Source organism: Mesorhizobium sp. YR577, from assembly GCF_900116595.1.
GTDB lineage: Bacteria > Pseudomonadota > Alphaproteobacteria > Rhizobiales > Rhizobiaceae > Mesorhizobium_M.
The window spans coordinates 19,433-43,151 of record NZ_FPBI01000037.1 but is presented as its reverse complement, the minus strand read 5'-3'; the positions used below and the strand labels follow the sequence as shown (position 1 = coordinate 43,151).

Annotated in this window: 16 protein-coding genes, 2 pseudogenes and 1 riboswitch; of the genes and pseudogenes, 12 read left to right on the top strand and 6 right to left on the bottom strand. The window is 60.2% G+C overall.

All coding sequences use genetic code 11. From position 1 onward, the window contains the following. The 3 genes from BM413_RS30180 to BM413_RS30170 form a co-directional block, all read right to left on the bottom strand. The coding region (locus BM413_RS30180; protein ID WP_091918545.1) for a hypothetical protein at positions 1–350 on the bottom strand (350 nt) is incomplete at its 3' end. A gap of 42 nt (positions 351–392) precedes the next feature. Then, a complete protein-coding gene (locus BM413_RS30175; protein ID WP_091918544.1) occupies positions 393–1,367 on the bottom strand; it encodes a YVTN family beta-propeller repeat protein in 975 nt (324 codons plus the stop codon). Continuing rightward, entirely contained in the window at positions 1,368–1,619 is a 252-nt protein-coding gene (locus BM413_RS30170) for a hypothetical protein (protein WP_091918543.1), read from the bottom strand. A gap of 451 nt (positions 1,620–2,070) precedes the next feature. Here BM413_RS30170 and BM413_RS30165 point away from each other — a divergent pair, with 451 nt between their 5' ends. From BM413_RS30165 to BM413_RS30150, 4 genes and pseudogenes are all read left to right on the top strand, one after another. Continuing rightward, positions 2,071–3,582, top strand: coding sequence for a histidine kinase (locus BM413_RS30165; protein WP_091918542.1), 1,512 nt, complete (start codon positions 2,071–2,073; stop codon positions 3,580–3,582). Then, positions 3,579–4,244: a response regulator transcription factor gene (locus tag BM413_RS30160; protein ID WP_091918541.1), complete on the top strand. Its 666-nt coding sequence runs from the start codon at positions 3,579–3,581 to the stop codon at positions 4,242–4,244. The genes BM413_RS30165 and BM413_RS30160 overlap by 4 nt, the downstream gene beginning before the upstream one ends. Positions 4,245–4,347: 103 nt before the next feature. After that, positions 4,348–4,558, top strand: a riboswitch (cobalamin riboswitch). Between the two features lie 173 nt (positions 4,559–4,731). After that, a pseudogene (locus tag BM413_RS30155) lies at positions 4,732–7,462 on the top strand (ribonucleoside-diphosphate reductase subunit alpha). Positions 7,463–7,663: 201 nt separating this feature from the next. Next, positions 7,664–8,784 (top strand): annotated as a pseudogene (locus tag BM413_RS30150) (ribonucleotide-diphosphate reductase subunit beta). 351 nt (positions 8,785–9,135) lie between these two features. Here the strand turns inward: BM413_RS30150 and BM413_RS30145 are convergent. From BM413_RS30145 to BM413_RS30135, 3 genes are all read right to left on the bottom strand, one after another. Further along, complete coding sequence (locus BM413_RS30145; RefSeq protein WP_244538109.1) at positions 9,136–9,894, bottom strand: glycosyltransferase family 2 protein; 759 nt, start codon at positions 9,892–9,894, stop codon at positions 9,136–9,138. Between the two features lie 365 nt (positions 9,895–10,259). Next, complete coding sequence (locus BM413_RS30140; RefSeq protein WP_091918539.1) at positions 10,260–11,534, bottom strand: hydroxymethylglutaryl-CoA reductase, degradative; 1,275 nt, start codon at positions 11,532–11,534, stop codon at positions 10,260–10,262. 125 nt (positions 11,535–11,659) lie between these two features. Next, positions 11,660–13,678 carry a helix-turn-helix domain-containing protein gene (locus tag BM413_RS30135; protein WP_210189008.1) on the bottom strand — a complete coding sequence of 673 codons (2,019 nt, stop codon included), beginning with the start codon at positions 13,676–13,678 and terminating at the stop codon, positions 11,660–11,662. Between the two features lie 120 nt (positions 13,679–13,798). Here BM413_RS30135 and BM413_RS30130 point away from each other — a divergent pair, with 120 nt between their 5' ends. The 8 genes from BM413_RS30130 (at position 13,799) to BM413_RS30095 (ending at position 23,700) form a co-directional block, all read left to right on the top strand. Further along, entirely contained in the window at positions 13,799–14,713 is a 915-nt protein-coding gene (locus tag BM413_RS30130) for a hydroxymethylglutaryl-CoA lyase (RefSeq protein ID WP_091918537.1), read from the top strand. Positions 14,714–14,803: 90 nt separating this feature from the next. Next, positions 14,804–16,045, top strand: a complete 1,242-nt coding sequence (locus BM413_RS30125) for a CaiB/BaiF CoA transferase family protein (protein ID WP_091918536.1) — start codon at positions 14,804–14,806, stop codon at positions 16,043–16,045. A gap of 1 nt (position 16,046) precedes the next feature. Further along, positions 16,047–16,820 carry an enoyl-CoA hydratase/isomerase family protein gene (locus tag BM413_RS30120; RefSeq protein WP_091918535.1) on the top strand — a complete coding sequence of 258 codons (774 nt, stop codon included), beginning with the start codon at positions 16,047–16,049 and terminating at the stop codon, positions 16,818–16,820. 74 nt (positions 16,821–16,894) lie between these two features. Beyond that, a complete protein-coding gene (locus BM413_RS30115; RefSeq protein ID WP_244538110.1) occupies positions 16,895–17,839 on the top strand; it encodes an ABC transporter permease in 945 nt (314 codons plus the stop codon). A 31-nt stretch (positions 17,840–17,870) separates the two neighbouring features. Then, on the top strand, positions 17,871–18,875 hold the full coding sequence (locus BM413_RS30110; protein ID WP_175544502.1) for a sugar ABC transporter substrate-binding protein: 1,005 nt from the start codon (positions 17,871–17,873) through the stop codon (positions 18,873–18,875). Between the two features lie 69 nt (positions 18,876–18,944). Next, on the top strand, positions 18,945–21,059 hold the full coding sequence (locus BM413_RS30105; protein WP_091918533.1) for an ABC transporter permease: 2,115 nt from the start codon (positions 18,945–18,947) through the stop codon (positions 21,057–21,059). Then, positions 21,056–22,201, top strand: coding sequence for a hypothetical protein (locus BM413_RS30100; RefSeq protein ID WP_091918532.1), 1,146 nt, complete (start codon positions 21,056–21,058; stop codon positions 22,199–22,201). The genes BM413_RS30105 and BM413_RS30100 overlap by 4 nt, the downstream gene beginning before the upstream one ends. Then, positions 22,198–23,700 (top strand): sugar ABC transporter ATP-binding protein, encoded by a 1,503-nt coding sequence (locus BM413_RS30095; RefSeq protein WP_091918531.1) that lies wholly within the window; start codon positions 22,198–22,200, stop codon positions 23,698–23,700. The genes BM413_RS30100 and BM413_RS30095 overlap by 4 nt, the downstream gene beginning before the upstream one ends. The last annotated feature ends 19 nt before the right edge of the window (positions 23,701–23,719 follow it).

The following is a 23,719-nucleotide window of genomic DNA, read 5'->3' as shown; positions in this document are numbered from 1 at the left end:
TTGATGACGATCTGGTTCATCCAGACATTGCGGAACAGGTCGGTCACGAACTTGTATTCCAGCCCGCCCGCAGCCGAAATCTTCCAGCGGTAGCCTTGCCCGGCGATCAGCTCGAAATCCTTCTGGTTGGCGGTGAACTGGTCCTCCTTGGTGCCGAGGATCAATTCGGGCACGTCCTTGCTGGCACGGGTCACCTGCTCCTTTTCGCCGCTCGCTGGTGCGGCGGCGGTGGTGGCAGCGGCTGCCGGCTTGTCGTCATCATCGTCGTCGGCATCCTGCGCCCAGCCGTGCGAGGCAGACAGTGCCACTCCCATCAGTGCCGCGAAAGCGATCCTGCGGTATTTCCTCATTACGTCTCCTCCTTCTTGTTGCCTGCGTAAACTCTCTGCCGCTCAGTTCGGCGACACGACCACCCCCCATGGCAGCGCCCCGACCGTGACCGACTGGGTCGGCTCGTCGGTGGCGACATCGATGAAGGTGATGTCGTTGGATATGCCGTTGGTGCTGATGATCGTCTTCTGGTCGGGGGTGAAGGCAAGCTGCCAGACACGCTGGCCGACCAGCACATATTTCTCGACCTCGTAGGTCTCGGCATTGACCACCGCCACCCGATTGGCCGGCCCGAGCGCGACATAGGCCTTCTTGCCGTCGGCGGTGATGCGGATGCCGACCGGCTGGATAGACTCTGCACGCAGGCCGGGGATTTCGAAGGTGATCTTGTGCGTCACCTCTCGGCTTGCGTTGTCGATAATCGAAACTGTGCCGCCGATCTCGGCGCTGACCCAGACCTCGGAGCCATCCGGCTTGAACTCGGCAAAGCGCGGGCGCGAATCGACCAGCACATTGTTGACGATCTCATGGCTCTCGGTGTCGATGAAATGGGCCATGTTTGTCGTTTCCGACGTGTTGACCATGACCTTGCCGTCGGGGCTGACGCCCATGCCCTCTGGCTCGACGCCGACCGGCACTTCGGCCAGCACCTTCTTGGTGGCGACATCGATGACGGTGACGAGGTTGTCGTCCTCATTGGCGACGTAGAGTTTCTTGCCGTCGGGAGACAAAACGAACAGTTCCGGATCGGGACCGGACGGCAGCGTGTCGACGATCTCCAGCGTTGCCGTATCGATGACCTCGATGGTGTCGTCGTCGCTGGCGCAGAGATAGACGAATTTGCCGTCATGGGAGATGGTGATGCCGCGCGGGCGCTGGCCGACATTGACGGTCTTGACCACTTCCATCGTCGTGGAATCGACGACGCTCATCGTGTTGTCCTTCTCGTTGGAGACATAGACCATGTAGGCCCAGGCCGGCGAGGCCACGCAACCTGCAGCCAAGGTCGCGGCCAGCAATGCCAATCGTCTTCCCATTCAAAACTCCTCCCGACTGATTGTTTGAAGATCAGAATGCCGTGATCCTGCGTGGTATCGACCGGTCGACAGCAGTTTCTGTGCTGAAATGTCGGCAAGCAGATAATGATTGCCCCTGGCGACGGTGTCGTTGAACAGAGCAACGGCATCCACATCCGGCTCGGCCTTGGATTGCTGCGCCGCCGCGCTGCCGAGAGAAATGCAGAACAGCGCGCTTAAGGACGCGAGGATATCAGGCACGAAGTCTTTCATGAGACATGTATCACTCTTCGCGCTGCGGCAAAAAATGACCGAACTCAACGCGCTAAGGAGGTGCCCAATTTGTCAATTCCGCACTTGCCGGGTGTCCGGAATTTGACGGTTAGGGGCCGCCTTCCGGACACCGCGCACAAGATCAAAGTGCGTCGCCTGCTTCCAAGCACTCTCACGTTACGGAGACCAGCCTGTGCTGGCTATGGCAGTTGTTCTCGATTTGATTGCCAAAAGTGCCCGAGACGGTTTCCTGTCTTGCACGTATGCTGCGGTTGGAATCCGGCCATGTCCGGGAAGGAAGAGTGAGGGAAATCGGGGATCGCCTGTAATCGCCTTGCTGGAGGAAAGCCACCTGTGCAAGGTTTGATGCAGTTCGACGGCCAGAACGAACCCGCGTTACGCGCCAATTCTGGGAAGTTTGGAGAATTCCGATCGAATGATAGGGTAAGCGATGGCCGACAGCACTTTTGAGCAGGCAGCGGATCGGATAACCCACGGTGGCGTAACGGACGGGTGGTCATACCGCCCGTGGCAGAGGCTATCGATCCGCTGGCAGATACTTTCAGCCATCATTCTCGTAAGTCTCGTAGCAGCGATCACCGCTGCCATTCTCATCGTTTACAACGCCAAGCGGGCAACCGAGGTTGAGGTGGCAGCGGCCCTGGAACTCGCGGAACGTCTGGTGCGCGAGGTTCTCGAACATCCGCAAGGCGCAGACTCAGAGGTCTTGCAGCTTGCGGATATTCCGTTGCGGATAGGCAATCTGCGTCACGTGCGAATACTTGTAACCAATGCCGACGGCGGCCGGGCCGCACTTCTGCCGATGGCAGCCAGCAACGCAGTCGTCGGCGATCAAGTCGCCGTGCCGCGGTGGTTTACGTCGATTGTCCGCGTCGAGGACGTTCGCCGCGAGATGCAGGTCGTTTCCGGCGGCCGTCACATCGGCTCGGTTATCATTGTCGGGCACGCATCGGACGAGATCGGCGAAGTCTGGCAGGACACCCGGTCTCTCGGTCTTGTAGCGCTCGTACTCGGCCTGATCGTGTTGGGGATACTCTACCTTGCGCTTGGGCGCGTGCTTCACCCACTGACAAATCTGGCGAATGGCCTGCGTGAACTCGAGAAGGGGCAGTTTCGACATCGCCTCTCGCGCCCAAACGTGCAGGAACTGGCTGATATTACCGATCGTTTCAACGCGCTCGCCAATCGGCTCGGTGCCGCGAAGGTCGACAATGAGCACCTGAATCATCAGCTGGTTACGGTCCAGGACGATGAGCGCCGGCAGGTCGCCACCGAGCTCCACGACGAACTGGGCCCTTGCCTGTTCGGCATCAAAGCCAACGTCGCTTCCCTGGAACGCCTCGCAGGAAGCCTGCCGGACAATGTGGCGGGGCAGGTGAGGGAACGTACGGCGACGATCGATGAGATTGCCGACAAGATTCAGACCATGAACCGCAGCCTTCTCAACAAGCTCCGCCCTATGGCACTCAATCATCTTCCGCTTGCCGAAGTGATTGCCGGTTTGCTGGCCGAGTTCCAACGGCATGGACCGACGCCGAAGATCTCCCTTGCCGTCGGCCGCCTTGCCGACAGATATGATGATCCGGTCAACATCACGATCCACCGATGCATTCAAGAGGGAATCACCAATGTCCTTCGGCATGCTGAAGCACGGAGCATAGACGTCGCATTGGGCGAGCAGCCGGCCACCAGTCAAGAGAGCGAGCATCCGGGGCATCGCACTGTGCTGCAACTTTCGATCAAGGATGATGGGCGCGGCTTTGCGCCGGGAACGGCCCGTGGTCTCGGGTTGACCGGTATGGAAGAGCGCGTGCGTGCACTTGTCGGAAATTTTTCGATCACGAACCAACCCGGTGCTGGAACCCGTCTCGAAATTTCCATCCCGCTCAATCAGCAGCAATCCACACGCGGCCAGAACGGTACTCGGGTAGGACAGCCATGACGCAGGTTCTCATCATCGATGATCATCCGATTGTGTTGCAGGGATGCCGGCGCATTCTGCAGGATGCGGGAGTTCACGAGATGTTGGAGGCCGACAGTGTCGTTGCCGGCTACCGCCTTTACCGACGCAAGCACCCGGATGTCGTCGTCATTGACCTCGCCCTGCAGGGCGGCGGGCTTGGCGGCCTCGATCTGATCAGACGCATGCGACTTCACGACACCCGCACGCCAATTCTTGTCTTCAGCATGCATAGCGACCCCGTCATCGTGAGCCGTGCACTAAAGGCTGGCGCTACCGGATATGTATTGAAGGATGCCGGTCCTCGCGACTTTCTTGAAGCATTTGAGTCAGTGCGCGCCAGAAAACCCTATCTTGGTCATCAAATGGCTCTGCAGGTGGCGCTCATCGGAACGCCGGGGCGCAGCCGCGGCTTGCTCGCAGAGGCAACGCCACGAGAGTTGCAGACGCTTGCCCTGCTGGCAGAAGGCAAGCCTTACGCGGAAATCGCCGATGATCTCGGCGTCAGCTATAAAACGGTTGTGAATATGAGTTCACAGCTCAAAATCAAGCTCGGCGCTCGCAATCTTCCCGAGTTGATTCGTATGGCTGTTCAATACGTCTCTTCGTCTTCCGACCGTCCGGTGGCCAGCTCTCTGCGATAACTGGCCAATCCATTCCAATGCATGTGTTCCGGCCATAGGTGATCGTGTCGAATTTATCCGTGCTATCCGAATACAAGCTGTTGACGTCTACTGTGTCGTTGGCACAGTATGTAGATATCGTGGTTCTTTCGAGTCTGTTCGGGCTTGAGAGCTAAGAGGGAAGCCGGTGCGCGATATCGCAATGCCGGCGCTGCCCCCGCAACTGTAAGCAGTGAGCTTAAGTCGAGTAACGCCACTGGCGCCAAGGCGCTGGGAAGGCCGACGGAAGCGACGACCTGCGAGCCACGAGACCTGCCGCGATAGATTTTGAACGTCCACGGGCGGGGTGTCCCGGTGGTGCGCTTGCTTCGTGCGGCTTGCGTCGCACGGTCTATCGGAATGCGTCCGCAGTTATCCCCGTCTTGCAACACTACGGGGATTTAAGATGCCGGCGACTTCGACAGTTCAGACCAACGGGACCGACAGGGTTCCATCCACTTTCACCGAGATGGGAGATCGGCAGACCGAGCCCGGTTATCGCGTCATTCGCCGCAACGGCGCGGTGACGCCGTTCGACGCCTCCAAGATCACCGTTGCGCTGACCAAGGCGTTTCTCGCCGTCGAAGGTTCGGTCGCGGCAGGCTCGCGGCGCGTCCACGATGTCGTGGAAGAACTGGCGTCGCACGTCGTGTATGCGCTGACGCGGCGCGCCGATGCTGGCCGCACCTTTCATATCGAGGAAATTCAGGATCAGGTCGAACTGGCGCTGATGCGAAGCGAGCACCACAGGATAGCGCGCGCCTATGTACTCTATCGCGAGGAGCGGGCGCGTGAGCGGGCGCTTGCGAAGGCAGCTACGACCGAGATTGCCGCACCTTCGCTGAAGGTGAGGGCCGATGACGGCAGCCTTGTTCCGTTCGACAAGGCGCGGCTTGCCCGCATCGTCGAGGAAGCCTGTGAAGGGCTGGATGCGGTTTCGTCCGATCTGATCCTCGGCGAGACGGGGCGCAATCTCTATGATGGCATCACGCTGGACGAGCTTTCGCTTGCGCCGATCCTGGCCGCGCGCACGCTGTCGAGACCGAACCGAATTATGCGCTGGTCAGCGCGCGTCTGCTGCTCGACCGGTTGCGGCGTGAGGCGCTGACCTTCGTCACGGGTCGGACCGAGCAGGCGACGCAAAGCCAGATGGGTGAACGCTACGCTTCCTATTTCCCGGAGTACATTGCGACCGGCATCAAGGCTGAGCTGATCGATCCGGAACTCGGCCGCTTCGATCTCGCTCGTCTTGGTTCTGCACTGAAGCCCGAACGCGACCTGCAATTCCAGTATCTTGGCCTCCAGACGCTCTATGACCGCTATTTCCTGCACACCAAAGGCAAGCGGTTCGAACTGCCGCAGGCTTTCTTCATGCGCGTCGCGATGGGATTGGCCTCACGCGAGATCGACCGCGAGGCCCGCGCGATCGAATTCTACAACCTTCTGTCGTCCTTCGATTTCATGGCCTCGACGCCGACGCTGTTCAACTCCGGCACGCTGCGGCCGCAGCTTTCCTCCTGCTTCCTGACCACCGTTGCGGACGATCTCGACGGCATTTTCAAGGCGGTGAAGGACAATGCGCTGCTGGCCAAATATTGCGGCGGTCTCGGCAATGACTGGGCCCCGGTGCGCGGGCTCGGCGCGCATATCAAGGGCACCAATGGTGAAAGCCAGGGCGTGGTGCCGTTCCTCAAGGTGGTGAACGACACGGCGATTGCCGTCAACCAGGGCGGCAAGCGCAAGGGTGCGGTCTGCGCCTATCTCGAGACGTGCATGTCGACATCGAGGAGTTTTTGGACCTGCGCAAGAACACCGGCGACGACCGCCGCCGCACGCATGACATGAACACCGCCAACTGGGTGCCGGACCTGTTCATGCAGCGCGTTGAGACTGATGGCGAGTGGACGCTGTTTTCGCCCGACGAGACGCCGGATCTGCACGATTTCTACGGCTCGGCTTTCAAGACGGCCTATGAGGTTTATGAAGCGAAGGCTGCTGCCGGCGGCATCAAGGTATTCAGAAAGGTCCGCGCGCTCGATCTCTGGCGCAAGATGCTGACCATGCTGTTCGAGACCGGGCATCCATGGATCACGTTCAAGGACCCTTGCAATATCCGCTCGCCGCCGGGCCATATCGGCGTCGTGCATTCGTCCAATCTCTGCACAGAGATCACACTCAATACGCCGAAGGACGAGGTCGCGGTCTGCAATCTCGGCTCCGTCAATCTGATCAATCATCTGACTGTGAGTGGCCTCGACCTCGACCGGTTGGCGCGCACGGTAAAGACCGTCATGCGCATGCTCGACAATGTCATCGACATCAATTTCTACACGATCCCCGAGGCGCGCCGTTCGAACCTGCAGCATCGGCCCGTCGGGCTTGGGCTGATGGGCTTTCACGATGCGCTGCAGGCGCTGAAGATCGCCTACGCTTCCGACGAGGCCGTGGCATTCGCCGATATCAGCATGGAAGCGGTCAGCTACAACGCGATCTCGGCGTCCTGCGATCTTGCCGCCGAGCGCGGTCGCTATCCGAGTTTTGCCGGTTCGCTGTGGTCGAAGGGCGTTCTGCCGATCGATTCCATCGACCTTCTGGCGCAGGCGCGTGGTGGCAAGGTCGATATGGACCCGTTCACTGACGCTCGACTGGGAGAGCCTGCGCAAGCGCGTGAAGAAAAACGGCATGCGCAATTCCAACACTATGGCGATCGCGCCGACGGCGACGATCTCCAACATCTGCGGCGTGTCGCAGTCGATCGTGCCGGCCTACCAGAACCTGTTCGTCAAATCGAACATGTCCGGCGATTTTACCGTGGTGAATGCAGCACTTATGCATGACCTGAAGGCGAGGGGGCTGTGGGACGAGGTGATGGTTTCCGATCTCAAATATTTCGACGGCTCGGTCGGGCAGATCGACCAGGCGCAGTCGCTCAACCTCTACATTGCCAATCCCAGCGGCAAGAAGCTCGACGCGCTCTACCGTTGGCCTGGAACAAGGGGTTGAAGACTACCTACTACCTGCGTTCGCGCTCGGCCTTGCATGTCGAGAAATCGACGCTGAAGGGCACCAACGGCAAGCTCAACGCGGTCTCCGCGGTCTCCGCGGTCAGCGTGGCTGCGGCACCCATCGTCGTCAATGCCGACGCCGCATGGGGCAAGGCCTGTGCCATCGACGATCCCGAATTTGAAGCGTGCCAGTAGGCTAAAGCTGATCGCGTAGCCCGACGCCGCCCCTCATCCGACCCTTCGGGCCACCTTCTCCCCGTGAACGGGGAGAAGGAAGAAAAGCGGCAAGGTTGCTGCCAGGCATCCTCTCCCCGTCACTATACGGGGAGAGGATGCCGGCAGGCAGGTGAGGGGCAGCGCCGGCCATGCAGAATAATCGTTGAGGAGAACAACAAAATGCTCGACTGGTCCGAATCAAAAACCACATCCGCTGTCTCGCTTCTCGCCGGCAATGCGCCTCTCACTGATGCTACCGGCCTCGGCGAGATCGAGCGTGGCGGCAGCCGCGTGCGCGTCGACGACAAGCGGATGATCAATGCGCGTGCGGACGTCAATCAACTTCTGCCGCTGAAGTATCGCTGGGCCTGAGAAAAATACCTCAACGGCTGCAACAATCACTGGATGCCGACCGAGTTTCCATGCAGGCAGATATTGCCCTGTGGAAATCGAAGGACGGGCTGACCGACGACGAGCGGCGCATGATCAAGCGCAATCTCGGCTTCTTCGCCGCTTCAGAGTCGCTGGTGGCCAACAACATTGTGCTGGCGATCTATCGGCACCTGACCAACCCGGAATGCCGGCAATATCTGCTGCGTCAGGCTTTCGAGGAAGCGATCCACACCCACACCTTCCAGTACATCGTGGAAAGTCTCAGCCTCGATGAGGGTGATCTGTTCAACATGTACCGCGAAGTGCCGTCGATCACCGACAAGGCGGCGTGGGCGCTGAAACACACGCAGAATATCGACGATCCCGATTTCCGCACCGGCACGCCGGAAGCGGACCGCGACTTCCTGCGCGACCTCGTGGCCTTCTACGTCATCTTCGAGGGCATGTGGTTCTATACGGGCTTTGCGCAGATCCTGTCGCTCAGCCGCCGCAACAAGATAGTCGGCATCGCCGAACAGTATCAGTACATATTGCGCGACGAGAGCATCCACCTGAATTTCGGCATCGACGTCATCAATCAGATCAAGATCGAGAACCCCGATCTGTGGAGCAACGCATTCCAGGATGAGGTACGCGGTATGATCCGCGATGCGGCGGAACTGGAAGCCGCCTATGGCCGCGATACGATGCCGCGCGGCTTCCTCGGCCTCAATGCAGCGCTGTGCGAAACCTACATGCATTTCATCGCCAACTGCCGCTGCGCCCAGCTTGGCCTTCAACCGGTCTTTGCGGAGGTGGAAAATCCGTTTCCTTGGATGTGCGAGGCGATGGATTTGAAGAAGGAAAAGAACTTCTTCGAGACCCGCGTCATCGAATACCAGAACGGCGGAGCACCGGCTTGGGATTGAGTACGGAGCACATCCCCGCGGCGGCGAGCATGACACGCTCGCCGCAACCCGAGGGCGTTTTCCTGTCATGGCTTCTGGCGCAGCCGATCGGTGCCGATCTGGCTGCTACAGCGGACATAGAGATCAGTCGCCTCGGCCGTTGGCAAGTGGCCATCAAATCAGCGATGTTCGGCTACAGTCGAGGAAGACGCGGACTAACGAGACGGCCTGAACAATTGGATCGCAAACGACGCATTCACGTCCATCCTCTCAGATACCAAACATGATTTCAGTTGGGCTGCCAGCGCAACGAACTCCGCCGCTAGAGAGGCACGGAAGCGGAAAGAGGCGGCGTAAAAGACCGGTCTCCGACTATTTCCAGACACCAAAATGATCTTGCATGTAACGGATGCAGCGAGCATTCGCTTCGGTCCGGCCTGCGCCGTCTATCGTCGCTTCGACCAAGGCATCCAATTCGTTGGCATCGGTCCAGCCGGGTTGTTCCAGACCGGCCGGGAGCCAAATACCGATGCTTTTGGCTGCCAAAAGGCCGGACAACCAATAATCGTCTACCGCCCAGAGTATGCTGGGAATGCCGAAGGCTGATTCATCGAAGAAATGCGGACGAACCACGGCACCGCCGAAGCCCGTCAGCACGTCCGCATATCCCGCGCGGGAGACAACGACACGTCCAGGGCGTGGGCCAGGCGTGTTCGTCAACATGGATGCAAGGCCGTGCTTGAAGCGCGCAAAACGATGGTCAAATTTGCTCTTGTCTCGGACAGCCCTTGGCAGGAGCGAGCGTTTAAGGCCGAGGCGTAAGTCCTTGCCGAAAAGCGCGACGCATTCATCGGGCCTCTCGCTCTGGGCGTCAAAGAGTGTTGCGGCCCAATCATGACGATAGAGACGATCGTCGTCGCAGAAGAGTAGCTGCGCATCGCGGCCACGCAGAGAATGGGCCGCAAAAAGCACTTTGGTGGCGGGTCCGAGGTCGTCGTCGGATCGTACAATGGTTACGCCGGCGGGAACATCGGGCAGTTCGCCTCCATAGTCTGGGAAACGACGGTAACGTCTCGGCACGTAAAGGCGGATTTCGTCAATCTGTCCGGTCTGGCTGACCAGGCTTTTCAAGGTGGCTCCAACTGCTTCAAACCGTGGCGGGATTGTCGTAAGCGAGATGACGCGCAAAGATTTGCTCGGAATTGGTGGAGGGGGTTCCTCGTGCCTTGTGCGCAGGCAGTAGTCAAGGCCCGCTCGCCGCCAGTCAATAGGGCGCCTGTCCATTTCAGCAGTGTGGGGAAGTGTTCATCCCGCCGGGCTCATAACTCGGAGAGCGTCGATAGCAGCCAGTTCAGGAATCGCGAACGCTTAGCGCCAGTGAACAATTCACTGACAATCCGCAGGAAAAGTCAGTCATCCCGCATGCCGTGAAGGGGTCACACCACGACCCGGACCGGCAAAACGGGGTTGTAAAAAGTATGTCCTGTGTGGGCCAATTAGCGGCTGGCTTGCCTAAGCTCTGCAAGAACAGCTTGCGCCTTGTCTAGCCGAACGTGCCCTTGGTCCTTCAGGCGGGACACAACTTCCTCGATTTCGTCGCCGTCAGCTCCAGCAGCGACGGCGATGTTACGGGCGTGAAGCGACATGTGGCCCTTCTGTATCCCTTCAGCGGCCAAGGCGCGAAGGGCACCGGTGTTCTGGGCAAGCCCGACGGCAACAATGATCTCGGCAAGTTCCTGAGCGCCTTTGACGCCCAGCAGTTTTACGGCCGCTTGCGCAACCGGATGGGTCTTGGTGGCACCGCCGACCAATCCTACGGCCATGGGTACTTCCAATGTGCCAACGAGGTTGCCGGCATCATCCTTCTCGTAATGGGATAGCGACGTGTAGCGACCTCCCGCTGCAGCATGGCAATGCGCGCCGGCTTCTACAGCGCGCGTGTCATTGCCGGTCGCAAGCACGACAGCGGTGATCCCGTTCATGATCCCCTTGTTGTGCGTCGCTGCGCGATAGGGATCCGCCGCGGCAAAAGCATAGGCATCGATGATGCCGTCCACGACATCCGATCCGCCAAGAGCCTGGGAGTCGTAAGTGGCGCGGACCCGTGCAAGCCGCCGGTCTGCCTTGTTGGACAGAATACGTAGGCGAACACGCGCGCCGGTAATCTGCTCGACAAGCGGCGCGAGGGCCTCCGCCATGGTGTTGACGGCGTTTGCTCCCATGGCGTCGCGAACATCGACGATCAGGTGCAAAACGACATAGGTCTTGCCGGCCGCCTCGACGATACGCACTTCAATGTCTTTCGCGCCGCCTCTGAGCTTCACCAACAGAGGGTCTTGTTCGTTGGCGAGATCGAGAAGATCCTGCCGCCTCTCATAGAGCCTAAGACGGGCGGCCTGAGGATCTTTCGCCCCGACGACCTGAATCTGCGAGATCATGATGGGCTTATCGCTTGACGTGCGGAATCCTCCGTGGATACGCGCAACGGAGGCCATGTTGCTTGCCGCCGCAACGACGGAAGGTTCTTCGGTTGCCATCGGGATCAGGTAGTCACGACTGTTGATGGTGAAATTGGCCGCAACGCCGAGCGGTATCGGCAAGGTTCCAACGACGTTCTCGATCATGCGGTCGGCGATCGCCAGCATTTTCCCGTCCGTTGCGGCCAAGCTTGCGAGATCGCCTTCGGACAAGCCGCTGCGTTCGACTATGGTCTTGAAGCGCTCCGGCGGCGTGAGCTTGTAGAACCCCGGAATGCGGCTGTTGACGGACATGAAAACGAGTCTCCCACGATGGATTTTGTCGAAACCTAAGTGGGTCTCCGTCCCGAGGACAATGTGCGGGGCCTACAGTCGGGCCACGCTTCCTTGTGGCTTCATCACAGGGGTAACGCGCCAAATCAGGTGGCCTGTCCGAGGATATGAAGGCGTAGCGCAATATGGACTTCCAACGTTCTCGAAGGATCGGCCCAATCAGGGTTGATCAGCGAGATCGCATCGAGCCGCTGGCGCATCGTGTTGACGTGAATGCCCAACAGCTCAGCGGCCTTCTGTGCGCTGCGCCCCGTATCGAGATAAGCAAGCAGCGTAGCCGCGAGCTGGCTCTTGCGTTTTTCATCATGTTCGACGAGGGCGCCGATCGAGGAGCGCATGAACAAATCGACGGCGTTCTCTCCCTTGCTGTGAAACAGCAGCGCATAAACCGACAGGGTTTTTTCGAACACGACCCGACCCTGTTGCTTGAGACCACGCATCAGGCCAAAGCATCGACGCAATCCCTCATATTCGACAGGCACCTTGTCCAATGTGGTGATCGGATCGGAGATCACAATACTGGACCTGTGGCCGAAGGCTTCCTCCAGCTTTTCCGATATTCGGTTGGCGAGAGCGTCCGGCTCTGGGGCATTCGTGACGATCGCCAGATCTCCATTGAACTCGGCGAAGATCGTATCGCGACCGGCCAGTATCGAGCGCAGCGCCGAGGAAGCCTGGGCTGATGTGATCGTGACCAATTCCACAAGCATCACCGTAACCGGCCACGAAAGGGAAATCCCTGGAGACAGACGACGCGCGCCTTCGGGCGAGAACGGATCGGTGGTTCCCCGCAGAAGCGCTGAAACAGTATCGGCAACGTTGCGATGCGCGATCTGCGAAATCCGGTCGAGCGAAAGGAGCACAATGCCGGTAACAATCGCACTGCGCTCGAGCGTGCGCGTCTCAGGCGCCGAAAGGGCTCTGCTGCGGCTAAAGATGAGTGCGCCCAGGCGAGCCGAGCCTCCCATTACCGCCGTAACCACCGTGACGCCGCCGTCGGTGGACGGAAGCGAGACCGATCGGCCGACGCGGTCGCTCTCGCGCACGGCTTTGGCGAGCGCCTCGTCTGTAAGGTGGTCGGAAAAGGCTCCTGAAATAAGATGCCTGCTCTCGTCGACGACGCCGGCCTGACCCTTCAACAAATTCGAAACCCGATTCACCAGATCGTCTAGCGAACCACCACGCGCGATCAACTCGGTCAGCTGTTCATGCGCGACTGCAGCCTGCTCTATGTCATCTGCCTTGGTTCTGAGTGCGGCATTGGCTTCCCGCGCCAGGAGAAGCGCGCGTTGCGCTTCTTCGAGCAGTCTTGCGTTCTCGATCGCAAGTGCGGCGAATGTGCCAAGCGAAGAAAGAACGGCCATCTCCTGCGGCGTGTAAGACCGAACGTAGCGATCTCCCACGAAGAGCACGCCCATGACATATGCCTCGAGCTCGAGCGGTATGCCCAAAATGGAGACGATGCCTTCTCCGTGAATAGCCCGGTCGATCCCCGCGTCATGGTCGAACTTGTGATCGGCCGGGTAGTTGCTCGAGTAAAATGGCCGCCTCGTCCGGGCGACGCTGCCGCACACGCCGATGTTGCGCGGCACGCGAATCCTTGCAAAATCCTGTGAGATGACGCCTTCCGTCGTTCGCACGAAGAAATCGCCGTGTTCTTCGTCGGCGGCTGACAGGTAGGCTATGTCGCTGCCAACCAGCTGCCTGGCCCGCTGAACGATTGCCTGCAGGATTTGGTCCGTGTCGCGAAGCGCGGACAGATCGCGTGCGGTCTCGTAGAGGGCCGAGAGCTCGATCTCGCGCTTGCGTTTGAGTTCGAAATTATCGCGCAGCCGCATTGTGATGGCGATCGCGTCACCGATCGTATCTGCCAACTCCTCACTCCAGGCTACATCCTTGGCATCGGTAGTCAGCTGCTCAAAGCTCGACAGCGATGCGTTGCTGTCGAGAAGGTCCAACAGTCGTCGGTAATAAGTGACAGCCGCAGCGCTTCCGCTCGTTTGCGGGTCGATTGGCATAGTGCCAATAGGATTGGTCATTTTGCTCCCTCCATCCTCGCGGCTCGTCTTCTTCTGCTGTGCGGGCCTTCTCTCGCACTGCCACACTTGCGTGCTGCAGAGAATGTATCTTTTACACATAAGAATGGGCAATTCATGTTTATAAAAGATATTCGGTTGCCACTGTCGTTCGACATAGTGTCGCGCAAGAAAATATGGAGGAGCGGCATGTCGGAGAGTGTGCGTATTGTGGAGGTGGGGCCACGAGACGGTCTTCAGAACGAAAAAGTCGCCCTTCCGGTCACAACAAGGCTCGAACTCATCAAGCGCCTCGCTGCGGCAGGGCTTCGCTCGATTGAGGTCGGCAGCTTCGTTTCATCAAAGCGTATCCCTCAGATGGTCGGTACCGACCAGGTCGTCAGGCAGCTGCCGATGACTGATGAGGTGCGCTATCCGGTGCTGGTTCCCAATCAACAAGGCATGGTCGCTGCAATCGAAGCCGGCGCAAGAGAGATAGCTATCTTCGCATCGGCATCGGAGACATTCTCTGCGAGAAACATAAATTGCTCGATCGCCGAAAGCATCGAGCGGTTCCGCCCGGTCGTCGAGATGGCAAATGCGAACCATGTGGCAGTTCGCGGCTACGTATCGTGTGTACTCGGGTGCCCGTATGAGGGGCCGGTAGCGACCGATGCAGTGGTTTCTATATCGCAGAGTCTGGCGGAGCTCGGCTGTTACGAGATTTCGCTCGGCGATACCATCGGTATCGGCACGCCGCGCCAAGCCCGCGCGGTCGTTCGTGCCGTCGCTCAGGAGCTTGGAGTGGGCGCGTTGGCGGTTCACTTCCACGATACGCGCGGTCAAGCACTGGCCAATATTCTCGCATGCTTCGAAGAAGGGGTCGCCGTCGTCGACAGCGCGGTCGCTGGGCTGGGTGGTTGTCCCTATGCAAGCGGCGCGACCGGAAACGTTTCGACCGAAGATCTCCTGTTCATGCTTAACGGAATGGGCGTGGAGACAGGCGTCGATCTTACCTCCGTCATTGACGCAGGCGTCTTCATCTCGGCCGAACTCGGGCGGTCCACGGGCTCGAAAGTGGCGCAGGCGATGATGGCGGGCGGTGGTTCCAAGCCGGTTATGTGAGAAACGCACGCCTATGTCGTTGGTTGATGTGGCGGCGAGATATTGTTAGCGCCGGGATCATCGCAAAGAATTGCCCTTAGGGAGGAATAAATGTCGGAAGAATTTGCAGTCGCTGGAGCCGGGGTCACCGGATCCGGTCCCTTGAAGGGCGTCACCGTACTCGACATAACGCGGGTAGTGGCCGGCCCGTTTTGCTCCATGCTGCTGGCCGATCTTGGCGCGACGGTGATCAAGGTCGAGCATCCAGACGATCCCGACTACGCGCGGACGTTCCCGCCCTTCGTCTCCGGAGAAGACGAGGAATTCAGCGCCTTCTTCACGCAATTCAACCGCAACAAGCTCGGCATCACGCTGAACATGAAGTCTGCTGAGGGCAAGACGCTGCTTCGCAAGTTGGTGCGTCGGGCGGATGTGCTGGTGGAGAATTTCCGGCCGGGGACCATGGAACGCCTGGGTCTCGGCTATGAGGTGTTGAAGAAGGAGAATCCACGCCTGATCTACACCGCGATCAGCGGGTTCGGACGCACCGGCCCGAACGCCTCGCGTCCCGCTTACGACAACACCGGCCAGGCGGCCGGCGGCCTATGGTCTATGAACGGCTATGCCGACCGCCCGCCAGTTCGGGTCGGCACGATTATCGGCGACCTCGCGGCTTCGCTTTACGCTGCGATCGGGACGCTTGCTGCGCTGCGCGAAGCCGAGCGCGGCGGCGAGGGCCAGGTGGTCGACATTTCGCAGCAGGATTCCGTGCTCACGCTGACCGAGAACGCGGTGGTCCGCTACACCATGGAAGGAGACGTTGCCTCGCCGCTCGGCAATGAGCATCCTTTCGTCCGCCCCTACGGGCAGTTTCCCTGCAAGGATGGTTACGTCTTCTTTGGCGGCTACACGGACAAGTTCTGGAGGATCACCTGCGAGCTTTTCGGCGAGCCGGAAGTCGCCAGTGATCCCGAGATCGACACGATGGAAAAGCGCTTCCAGCAGGAGGTCGCCGAGCGGCGCGTCAAGCCCATACTGGAAGGCTGGTTCAGCAAATACACCAAGGCTGAGCTTGAGGAACTGGCAGGCGACCGCATCCCGCTCAGCGCGATCAAGACCATAGCGGAGGTGGTGGAGGATCCGCACATCGCGGCTCGTGACATGATCGTCAAGGTGCCGGTCGGCGGCAAGCTGGTTCGCATGTTCGGGCTGCCGATCAAGCTTTCCGGCACGCCCGGCAACGCTTGCGCCAAAGCGCCCAACCCCGGCGAGCACAACACCTTCGTCTATTCGCGGCTGGTGGGTCTTACGCCCGAAGAGCTGAGCAAGCTCGCCGAGGACGGAGCGATCTGAGATGGCGATCGAACTGCATTGCTCCGGTCACGTCGCGACGATCCGCCTGTCGCGCCCCGAAAAGCTAAATGCCCTTTCGCTTGCCATGTATGAGGATCTGGGCAAAGCCTTCATGACTGTTCGCGACGACGACGATGTTCGGGCTGTCGTCCTGGCGGGTGCGGGCGAGCGCGCATTCTGTGTCGGCGCAGACCTGACGGAGTCCATCCCGGCGCTGGCCAGCGACCATTTCGACATCAGCGCCTGGGATCCGGCTCATCTCAAGGGACTGAAATTCTACAAACCCATCGTCTGCGCGGTGCACGGTCTGTGCATCGGCGGCGGTTTCGAGATTATGCTGGCGACGGACATCCGAATCGCCTCCACAGACGCCGTGTTCCAGCTTCCCGAACCTACCCTCGGCTTCGTGCCGGCAGGAGGTACGCTGGTGAGGCTGGTTCGTCAGATCGGCTACGCCCACGCCATGGAGATCCTGCTCTCGGGGCGGCGGTTTCGCGCCGACGAAATGGCAGCGAAGGGCGTCGTCAACCAAGTTGTCGCGCCAGACCAGGTCGAGCCGCTCGCCCAGGAGATCGCCGCGCAGATCGCCGCCTTCAGCCCGACCGCAATCCAGACCATCAAGGAAGCCGTGCTTACGCTTCAGGATTTGCCACTCGACGAGGCCTTTGCCGAGGAAGCCAGGCTCGGTCACCGCACCTTCACCAGCGACGACGCCAAGCGCGGGCTGCAGGCTTTCGCCGAACGCTCGGCAAACTCAAGCGGAAGGCAGAGATGATCGCACCGCAAACCAATACGGCAAGGCGGCCATCGCCGATGAGCTATTTCAATGGGCTGAGGCTGACGCAGGAGATGATCGTCGCGTTGGCGGCGCTGGTCCTGTTCCTCGTCTTTTCGCTGACCCTCGACAATTTCCTCTCCTCGGGAAATATCCTCACGCTGGTGCGCAATGTCGCGGTGCTCGGCATGCTCAGCCTGGGCATGGCGATCGTCGTCATCGGTCGCGGCGTGGACCTGTCGCTGGTGGCCGTGATGGCCGTCTCCATCACGCTTTCGATCGTGCTCGCCAATAAGGGATATTCGTTCGTCACTGCGTTGGGACTGGGGCTGGTCTTCGTTGTCGCTGTGGCGGTCATCATGGGATTTCTCATCGCCTACGTGGAAATCCCGGCGATCTTTGCCACGCTCGCCGTTTCCGCGATCGTCTACGGCCTTGGCCGTGGGGTGATTGCCAACCTCGACGTCAACAACATCCCCGACGGGCTCGGCTGGTTCATCTTTCTCGGCCGCGGAAGCGCCCTCGGCGTGCCGCTGCCGATCTGGCTTTTTGCAGCCGCGGCGCTGGTCATCCATCTCTTCCTGCGTAAGACCGGGCTCGGCCGCTTCATCTACGCGGTCGGTGACAACATCTCGACCGCGCGTATTTCGGGCATTCCGGTACGGCCGATGATCATAGTGCAATATGTACTGTCCGGCCTGATGGCCTTCCTTGCCGGCGCCGTGACCGCCGCCTCTATCGCCAGCATGAACATGCGCGTTGTCAACTCGACGATGATCTATGACGTGCTGCTCGTCGTCATCCTTGGCGGCATCGGCCTTTCCGGCGGCCGCGGCGGCGTTCGCAACGTGCTGGTAGGCACCGCCCTCATTGGTCTACTGCTCAACGGCATGACCATCATGGACATCTCCTACACCGTCCAGAACCTGATCAAGAGCACCGTTTTGCTCGGTGCTCTTGTCGTCGACGCGCTGCTGAACCCGCGCGATGAACAAACATCTCAACAAGGCGACATTTAATCGCTGTTTTCAACCACGGGAGGAACTGAAAATGAGGATGCTCAAGACTGCGCTCGCAGCTGCCATTGCCGGACTGGTCGCTATCTCGCCGGCGCTGGCCCAGGAAGGCTTGACCGACGAGATCCGCCAGCCCACGCTCGACGCGCTGGCCGGGAAGAAAGTGATCTTCGTGCCGATGTCGATGAGCTTCGACCTGCCGGAAGGCTGGGCGGCCGTAATGCGCAAGGAGGCCGACCGGCTCGGCTACAAGCTCGACATTCGCGATGCCAACTGGAGCACCGACACGGGCACGCGAGCGATCACCCAGGCTATCACTGAGAAGCCGGACATCCTCGTTGTACAGAATTTCGACGTCGCTTCTTATGCACGTACGCTGAAGCGCGCAGAGGAAGCCGGCATCAAGGTTGTCCAGGTCAACATGAAGTCGAGCTACCAGACCGACGCTTTCGTCGGTGCCGACTGGTACGGCATCGGCCAGTACGCGGCAAACCGGATGGTCGAGAAATGTGGTAAGGGCGCCGGCAAAAGCGGCAAGATCGCATTGATCCAGGGCCCGGCAACGGCTGCCGCGAGCGTCTACCAGCTCAGCGCCATTTCGCAGACGCTGAAGGATAGCAAAGACATCGAAATCGTATCGAGCCAGACCGGCGACTGGGATCAGTCGAAGGCGCGCGGTATCGCGCAGACCGTGATCCAGCAAAATCCGGATCTGTGCGGCATCATTGGTTTCTGGGACGTCATGGACGCAGGCACCGGTGCCGCAATCGCCGAATCCGGCAAGGACATCTATCTCATCACCTCCGGCGGTGGAAACAAGACCGCGTGCCAGGGCGTCGAGAACGGGACATTTAACGAAGTCATATCCTACGACGTCCCCGGGCAGGGACGCGACCTCAACAACACGATCAAGATCCTGCTGCAGTCACCGGCGGCAGCGGGCGAGATGAAGTTCGCCCTCTATACGCCAAACAAGATCATCTCCAAGGACACGCTGACGACCGACAGTTGCTGGGACCTCGACCTGCTGAAGCGGTAGCCGAACGAACCCATCGAAGGCCGCCGCCTGCGCGGCGGCCGTGTCCGGAATCCGCAGGCAGGATCATCCATGGAAGCGATCGAGCGTCTCTATTTCCGATATTTCCCGGAGAAACTCCTCGGCGAGGTTCTCACCAAGCGTTGGAGCGACAACATCGTTCCGGTCTTTGCCACCATCGTGGTGATCGGCGCCTTCCTCTGGCACGACATCGGCTTCTTCACCGTGTCCAGCCTGACCGAGACGTCGCGCCAACTGGCCGAGTTCATGCTGATCGTCGTGGCGATGGGCATCGTGCTCCTGGCCGGGGGGCTCGACCTGTCACTCGGCAGCGTCTTCGCCCTCGCCAACATCACCGCCCTGATCTGCATGAACCTGCTCGGCTGGCCGGTATGGGCGAGCGTCGCAGCTACGCTCGGTGTCGGCGCTTTCTGTGGAGCGGTGAACGGCTTTCTCATCGGTTACCTCCGCATCCGCGCCTTCCTGACTACTCTGGTGACGCTGATCATCATCCGCTCGATCGTCGACATCATCCTGCTTCGCTACGCGGTGCAGATATCGGCAGGATTTCCGGATTCCGAACTCTGGTATTTCATCGGCGAAGGCACAGTCCTCGGCGTGCCCTTCTCCTTCACAGTAGCTCTCGTGATCATCGCTGCTTGGCACGTGATCCTGACGCGCGCGCGCGTCGGCTGGCATATAACGGCTGTTGGCGGTAGCAGGCGCTCGGCCTTCAACGCCGGCCTCAAGGTCAAGCGTACCGTTTTCATGACCTACGTCTGGTCGAGCACGCTGGCGTCGATTGCCGGCATCTTCTTCGCCGCGCGCCTGGGCAGCGCCGGTTCCGATACGGGCGTCGGCCTGGAAATCGCCGCGTTGACTGCTGCGGTGCTCGGTGGCAACAGCCTTGGCGGCGGCAGGGGATCGGTCGTCAAGTCGGTGCTCGGCGCCGTCGTCGTCCTTATTCTGACCGACAGCATGGTTCGCATCGGAATCAGCGGCGGCGTCAGTTCCACCATCCTTGGACTTGTGCTCTTGCTCGTAGTGGCGATCGACGTGCGCTGGCTGAAGAACCGGCACAAGATCCTGAACAAAGTCTACGTCTCTCCCGCATATTTCCGGCTGCCGCCACCGCCGGCGACGGATGCTGGAAGCAGCAGTCCCTACGCGCTCAACGATCGTCTCAAGGGCGTCAGCCTCATCGGCAAGGGCGAGATCGAAGGCCCCGAGGACGTCATCTTCGATCGCCGCGACAATCTATATTGCCCCAACCGTCACGGCGACATCGTGCGCTTCCTCGCGCCCGACTATTTGAAGTGGGAGATCTTTGCCCATATCGGCGGACATCCGCTGGGCATGGCCTTCGATGAAAACGACAATCTCAACGTCTGCATCGGTGGCATGGGCCTCTATCAGGTGACGCCGGAGCGTGAGGTCCGCAAACTGACCGACGAGACCGACCGCACATTCTTCTCGATCATCGACGATTCGCGCCTGAAGCTTGCCGACGATCTCGACATCGCGCCGGACGGACGCATCTTCTTCTCCGAGGCGACGATCCGCTACGACATGCACGACTGGGCCTATGATGCGCTCGAAAGCCGCGGCAATGGCCGTCTGATCTGCTACGATCCGCGAGATCGCTCGACCCGCACTGTCCTGCGCAATCTGCAGTTTCCCAACGGCGTCTGCATGGCCGGGGACGGTCAGTCTCTACTCTTCGCCGAGACTTGGGGCTGCCGGATCAACCGCTACTGGTTCGACGGCCCACGCAAGGGCACCTGCGAAGTTCTGATCGCAGATCTGCCGGGCTATCCCGACAACATCAACCGCGCCTCGGACGGCAATTTCTGGGTCGCACTGGTGGGCATGCGCTCGCCCGCGCTCGATCTCGCCTTGCGCATGCCGAGCCTGCGCAAGCGCATGGCCAAGCGTGTCGCACGGGATGAATGGCTCTTCCCGAACATTAACACCGGCTGCGTGCTGAAGTTCACAGGTGGAGGAGACGTGCTTGAATCCCTGTGGGATTTGGGCGGGGCGAACCATCCGATGGTCACCTCGATGCGCGAGCACAAGGGCTATCTCTATCTGGGCGGCCTTTACAACGACCGTATCGGCAGAATGAAGCTGCCTGAGGCCGATCCAAACTGGACGTCGCAGACATTCTACTGGGGAGAAGGCAAATGAGCGTCTCCGCCGCAATCAGGAGGACGTTCGACCGCTTCATGGGCGGTCGCGGTGAGTTCTCCATCACCGTTCCGGTCATGGACGGTGCGCTGAAGCCGAACGACTATCTCGAGCGAGCCGCCAGCCTGGCAGTGGTCGAGGGAGCCGACAATGCAGTTCCAGTGGGTGGCAAACTGCTGGTTTCCTCTGCATCCCGAATTCTGGAGCTAGGCGCCGACGGTAGCGGCCGCATTCATTCCGAGCACGATGCCGCGATAAGCTGCCTTGCAGTCTCGAAAGGCGGCGCACTGGTCGTCGGCCTCGACGGCGTCGGCGTGAAGATCATCGGCGGCAGGCACGACGGCTTGCTGATAGACAGGGCTGCAGATGGTGGGCTGAAATGCCCGACCGCTGCAGTGTTTCTCGATGAGGATACGCTGATCGTGACCAATGGATCGGCCGAGTTCACGGCGGCGCAATGGAGCCATGACCTTATCCATCATGGGCGGTCCGGATCCGTGGTTCGCCTCGACCTTTCCAGTGACGAGGGAGTCAGGCTTGCGGCGGGACTGCATTTCCCGGCAGGGCTCTGCTTGCGACAAGAGGCTGCCGAGATCGTGGTCGCGGAAGCTTGGCGGCACCGGCTACTGACCCTCGACGCGAATGCCCCATCTCAGCCCCGCGAGATGCTCGCAGGCCTGCCAGCCTATCCAGGCCGCATCTGCCAGTCCTATTCGGGCGGCTACTGGCTTGCACTCTTTGCCGTGCGCTCGCAACTCCAGGAGTTCGTGCTGCGGGAGAACAGGTTCCGCCGGCAGATGATCGCCGAGATCGACCCTGCGTTCTGGATCGCGCCGGCGCTCTCCAGCGGCCACAGCTTCAAGGAGCCGTTGCAATCGGGCGGCGTCATCCGTCTCGGTATCCACAAACCGTGGGCGCCGACCCGATCCTACGGTCTGGTCGTGCGGCTCGATGCAGACCTGCAGCTAGTCTGGAGTGCGCATAGCAGGGCTGATGGAGCACGCCACGGCATCACGTCTCTGGTCGAGGTCAATGGTGCATTGGTTGCGACGTCAAAAGGGAAGGGCGAGGTTGTTTTGATCGACCATGTCGCGCTTTCAGAGCCCCTGGATCTCACGATGCCGACGGAGCACGCCGCATGACGCCGATCGTCGAATTGCGCAAGGCTACAAAGGAGTTTCGGGGCATCGCGGCCTTCTCGCAGGTCGACTTTGTCCTCGAGCAAGGGGAAATCCACGCTCTCCTCGGCGAGAACGGCGCTGGAAAATCCACGCTCACCAAGATCATTGCAGGCGTCTATCCCCTGACGGCGGGTACGCTTCTCATCAATGGCAGGGAAGAGACGCTGGCGACGCCTGCCGAAGCCCTGGGAAAGGGCATTGCGATGGTCTACCAGGAGAACAGCCTGGTGCCGTCGATGACGGTCGCCCAGAATATCTATCTCGGCAACGAGAAGCCGTTGAACCGACTTCGCGGCATTTACATCGCGGCCCAGCAATTCCTGCAATCGCTCAATTTTCACGTCGATCCGGCTGCGCTGGTCGGCTCGCTTGGCGCTGCGCAAAAGCAGATGGTCGAGATCGCACGCGCAGTGCACCATAAAGCGCGCGTCATCGTCTTCGACGAACCTACCGCAACGCTGACGCCTGAGGAAAAGAGCTACTTCTTCAAGCTGATCCGCAAACTGAAAGCGGAGGGCGTGTCGATCATCTTCATCTCGCACGCGCTGGAGGAGGCCCTCCAGATCGCCGACCGGATCACGATCCTTCGCGACGGACACCTGATCGTTTCGGACAAGGCTGCTACCTTCGATCGCCCGAAGATCGTCCAGGCGATGGTCGGCCGCAACCTCACCGACGAAATCTATGGCGCCACCGCACGGTCCAGGCCGCCGCGAGCGCGCGGACGCAAGGTACTTTCCGTCGAGAACCTCTCGATGGGAAGCATTGTGCGCAACACGTCCTTCTCGATCTACGACGGACAGGTTACCGGCATATTCGGGCTGGTCGGTTCGGGGCGAACCGAGACCATGAAGGTGGTGGCGGGCGTCCTCAAGCGGGATTTTTTTTACGGTGGCGAAATCCGGCTTGCCGGCAATCCGGTGCGCTACCGCATTCCGGCTCCAGCGGTGCGCGACGGCGTCGTCTATGTCACGGAGGAGCGCAAGGCCGAGGGCTTCTTCGAGACGATGAGCATCGCCGACAACATCCACATGGGCAAGATCGCCGGCGAGGCCTATGGCGGCTTTCAGATCGTGTCACCGTCCGATGCACGGCGGCTGGCTGAGGAGTGGCGCAAGCAGCTCAACATCCGCGCAATCGATCCGAATGCCAAGGTGATCGAGTTGTCTGGCGGCAACCAGCAGAAGGTGGTGATCGCCAAGGCGCTGGTGCAGACGCCGCGGCTGGTGATCTTCGATGAGCCGACGCGCGGCGTCGACGTCGGTGCCATCGCGGAGATTCACGCCTTCATCAATCAGCTTGCCGACGACGGCATCGCGGTGGTCGTAATTTCCTCATATCTGCCCGAGGTGCTGGCATTGTCGGACAGGATCCTCGTCGCCCGACAAGGCAAGATCGTGGAGGAGATGGACCGCCGGACGGCCAGTGAGGAATCGATCATGTATGCCGCAGTCCACTAGTGCGAGTTGTGTGGGTTAC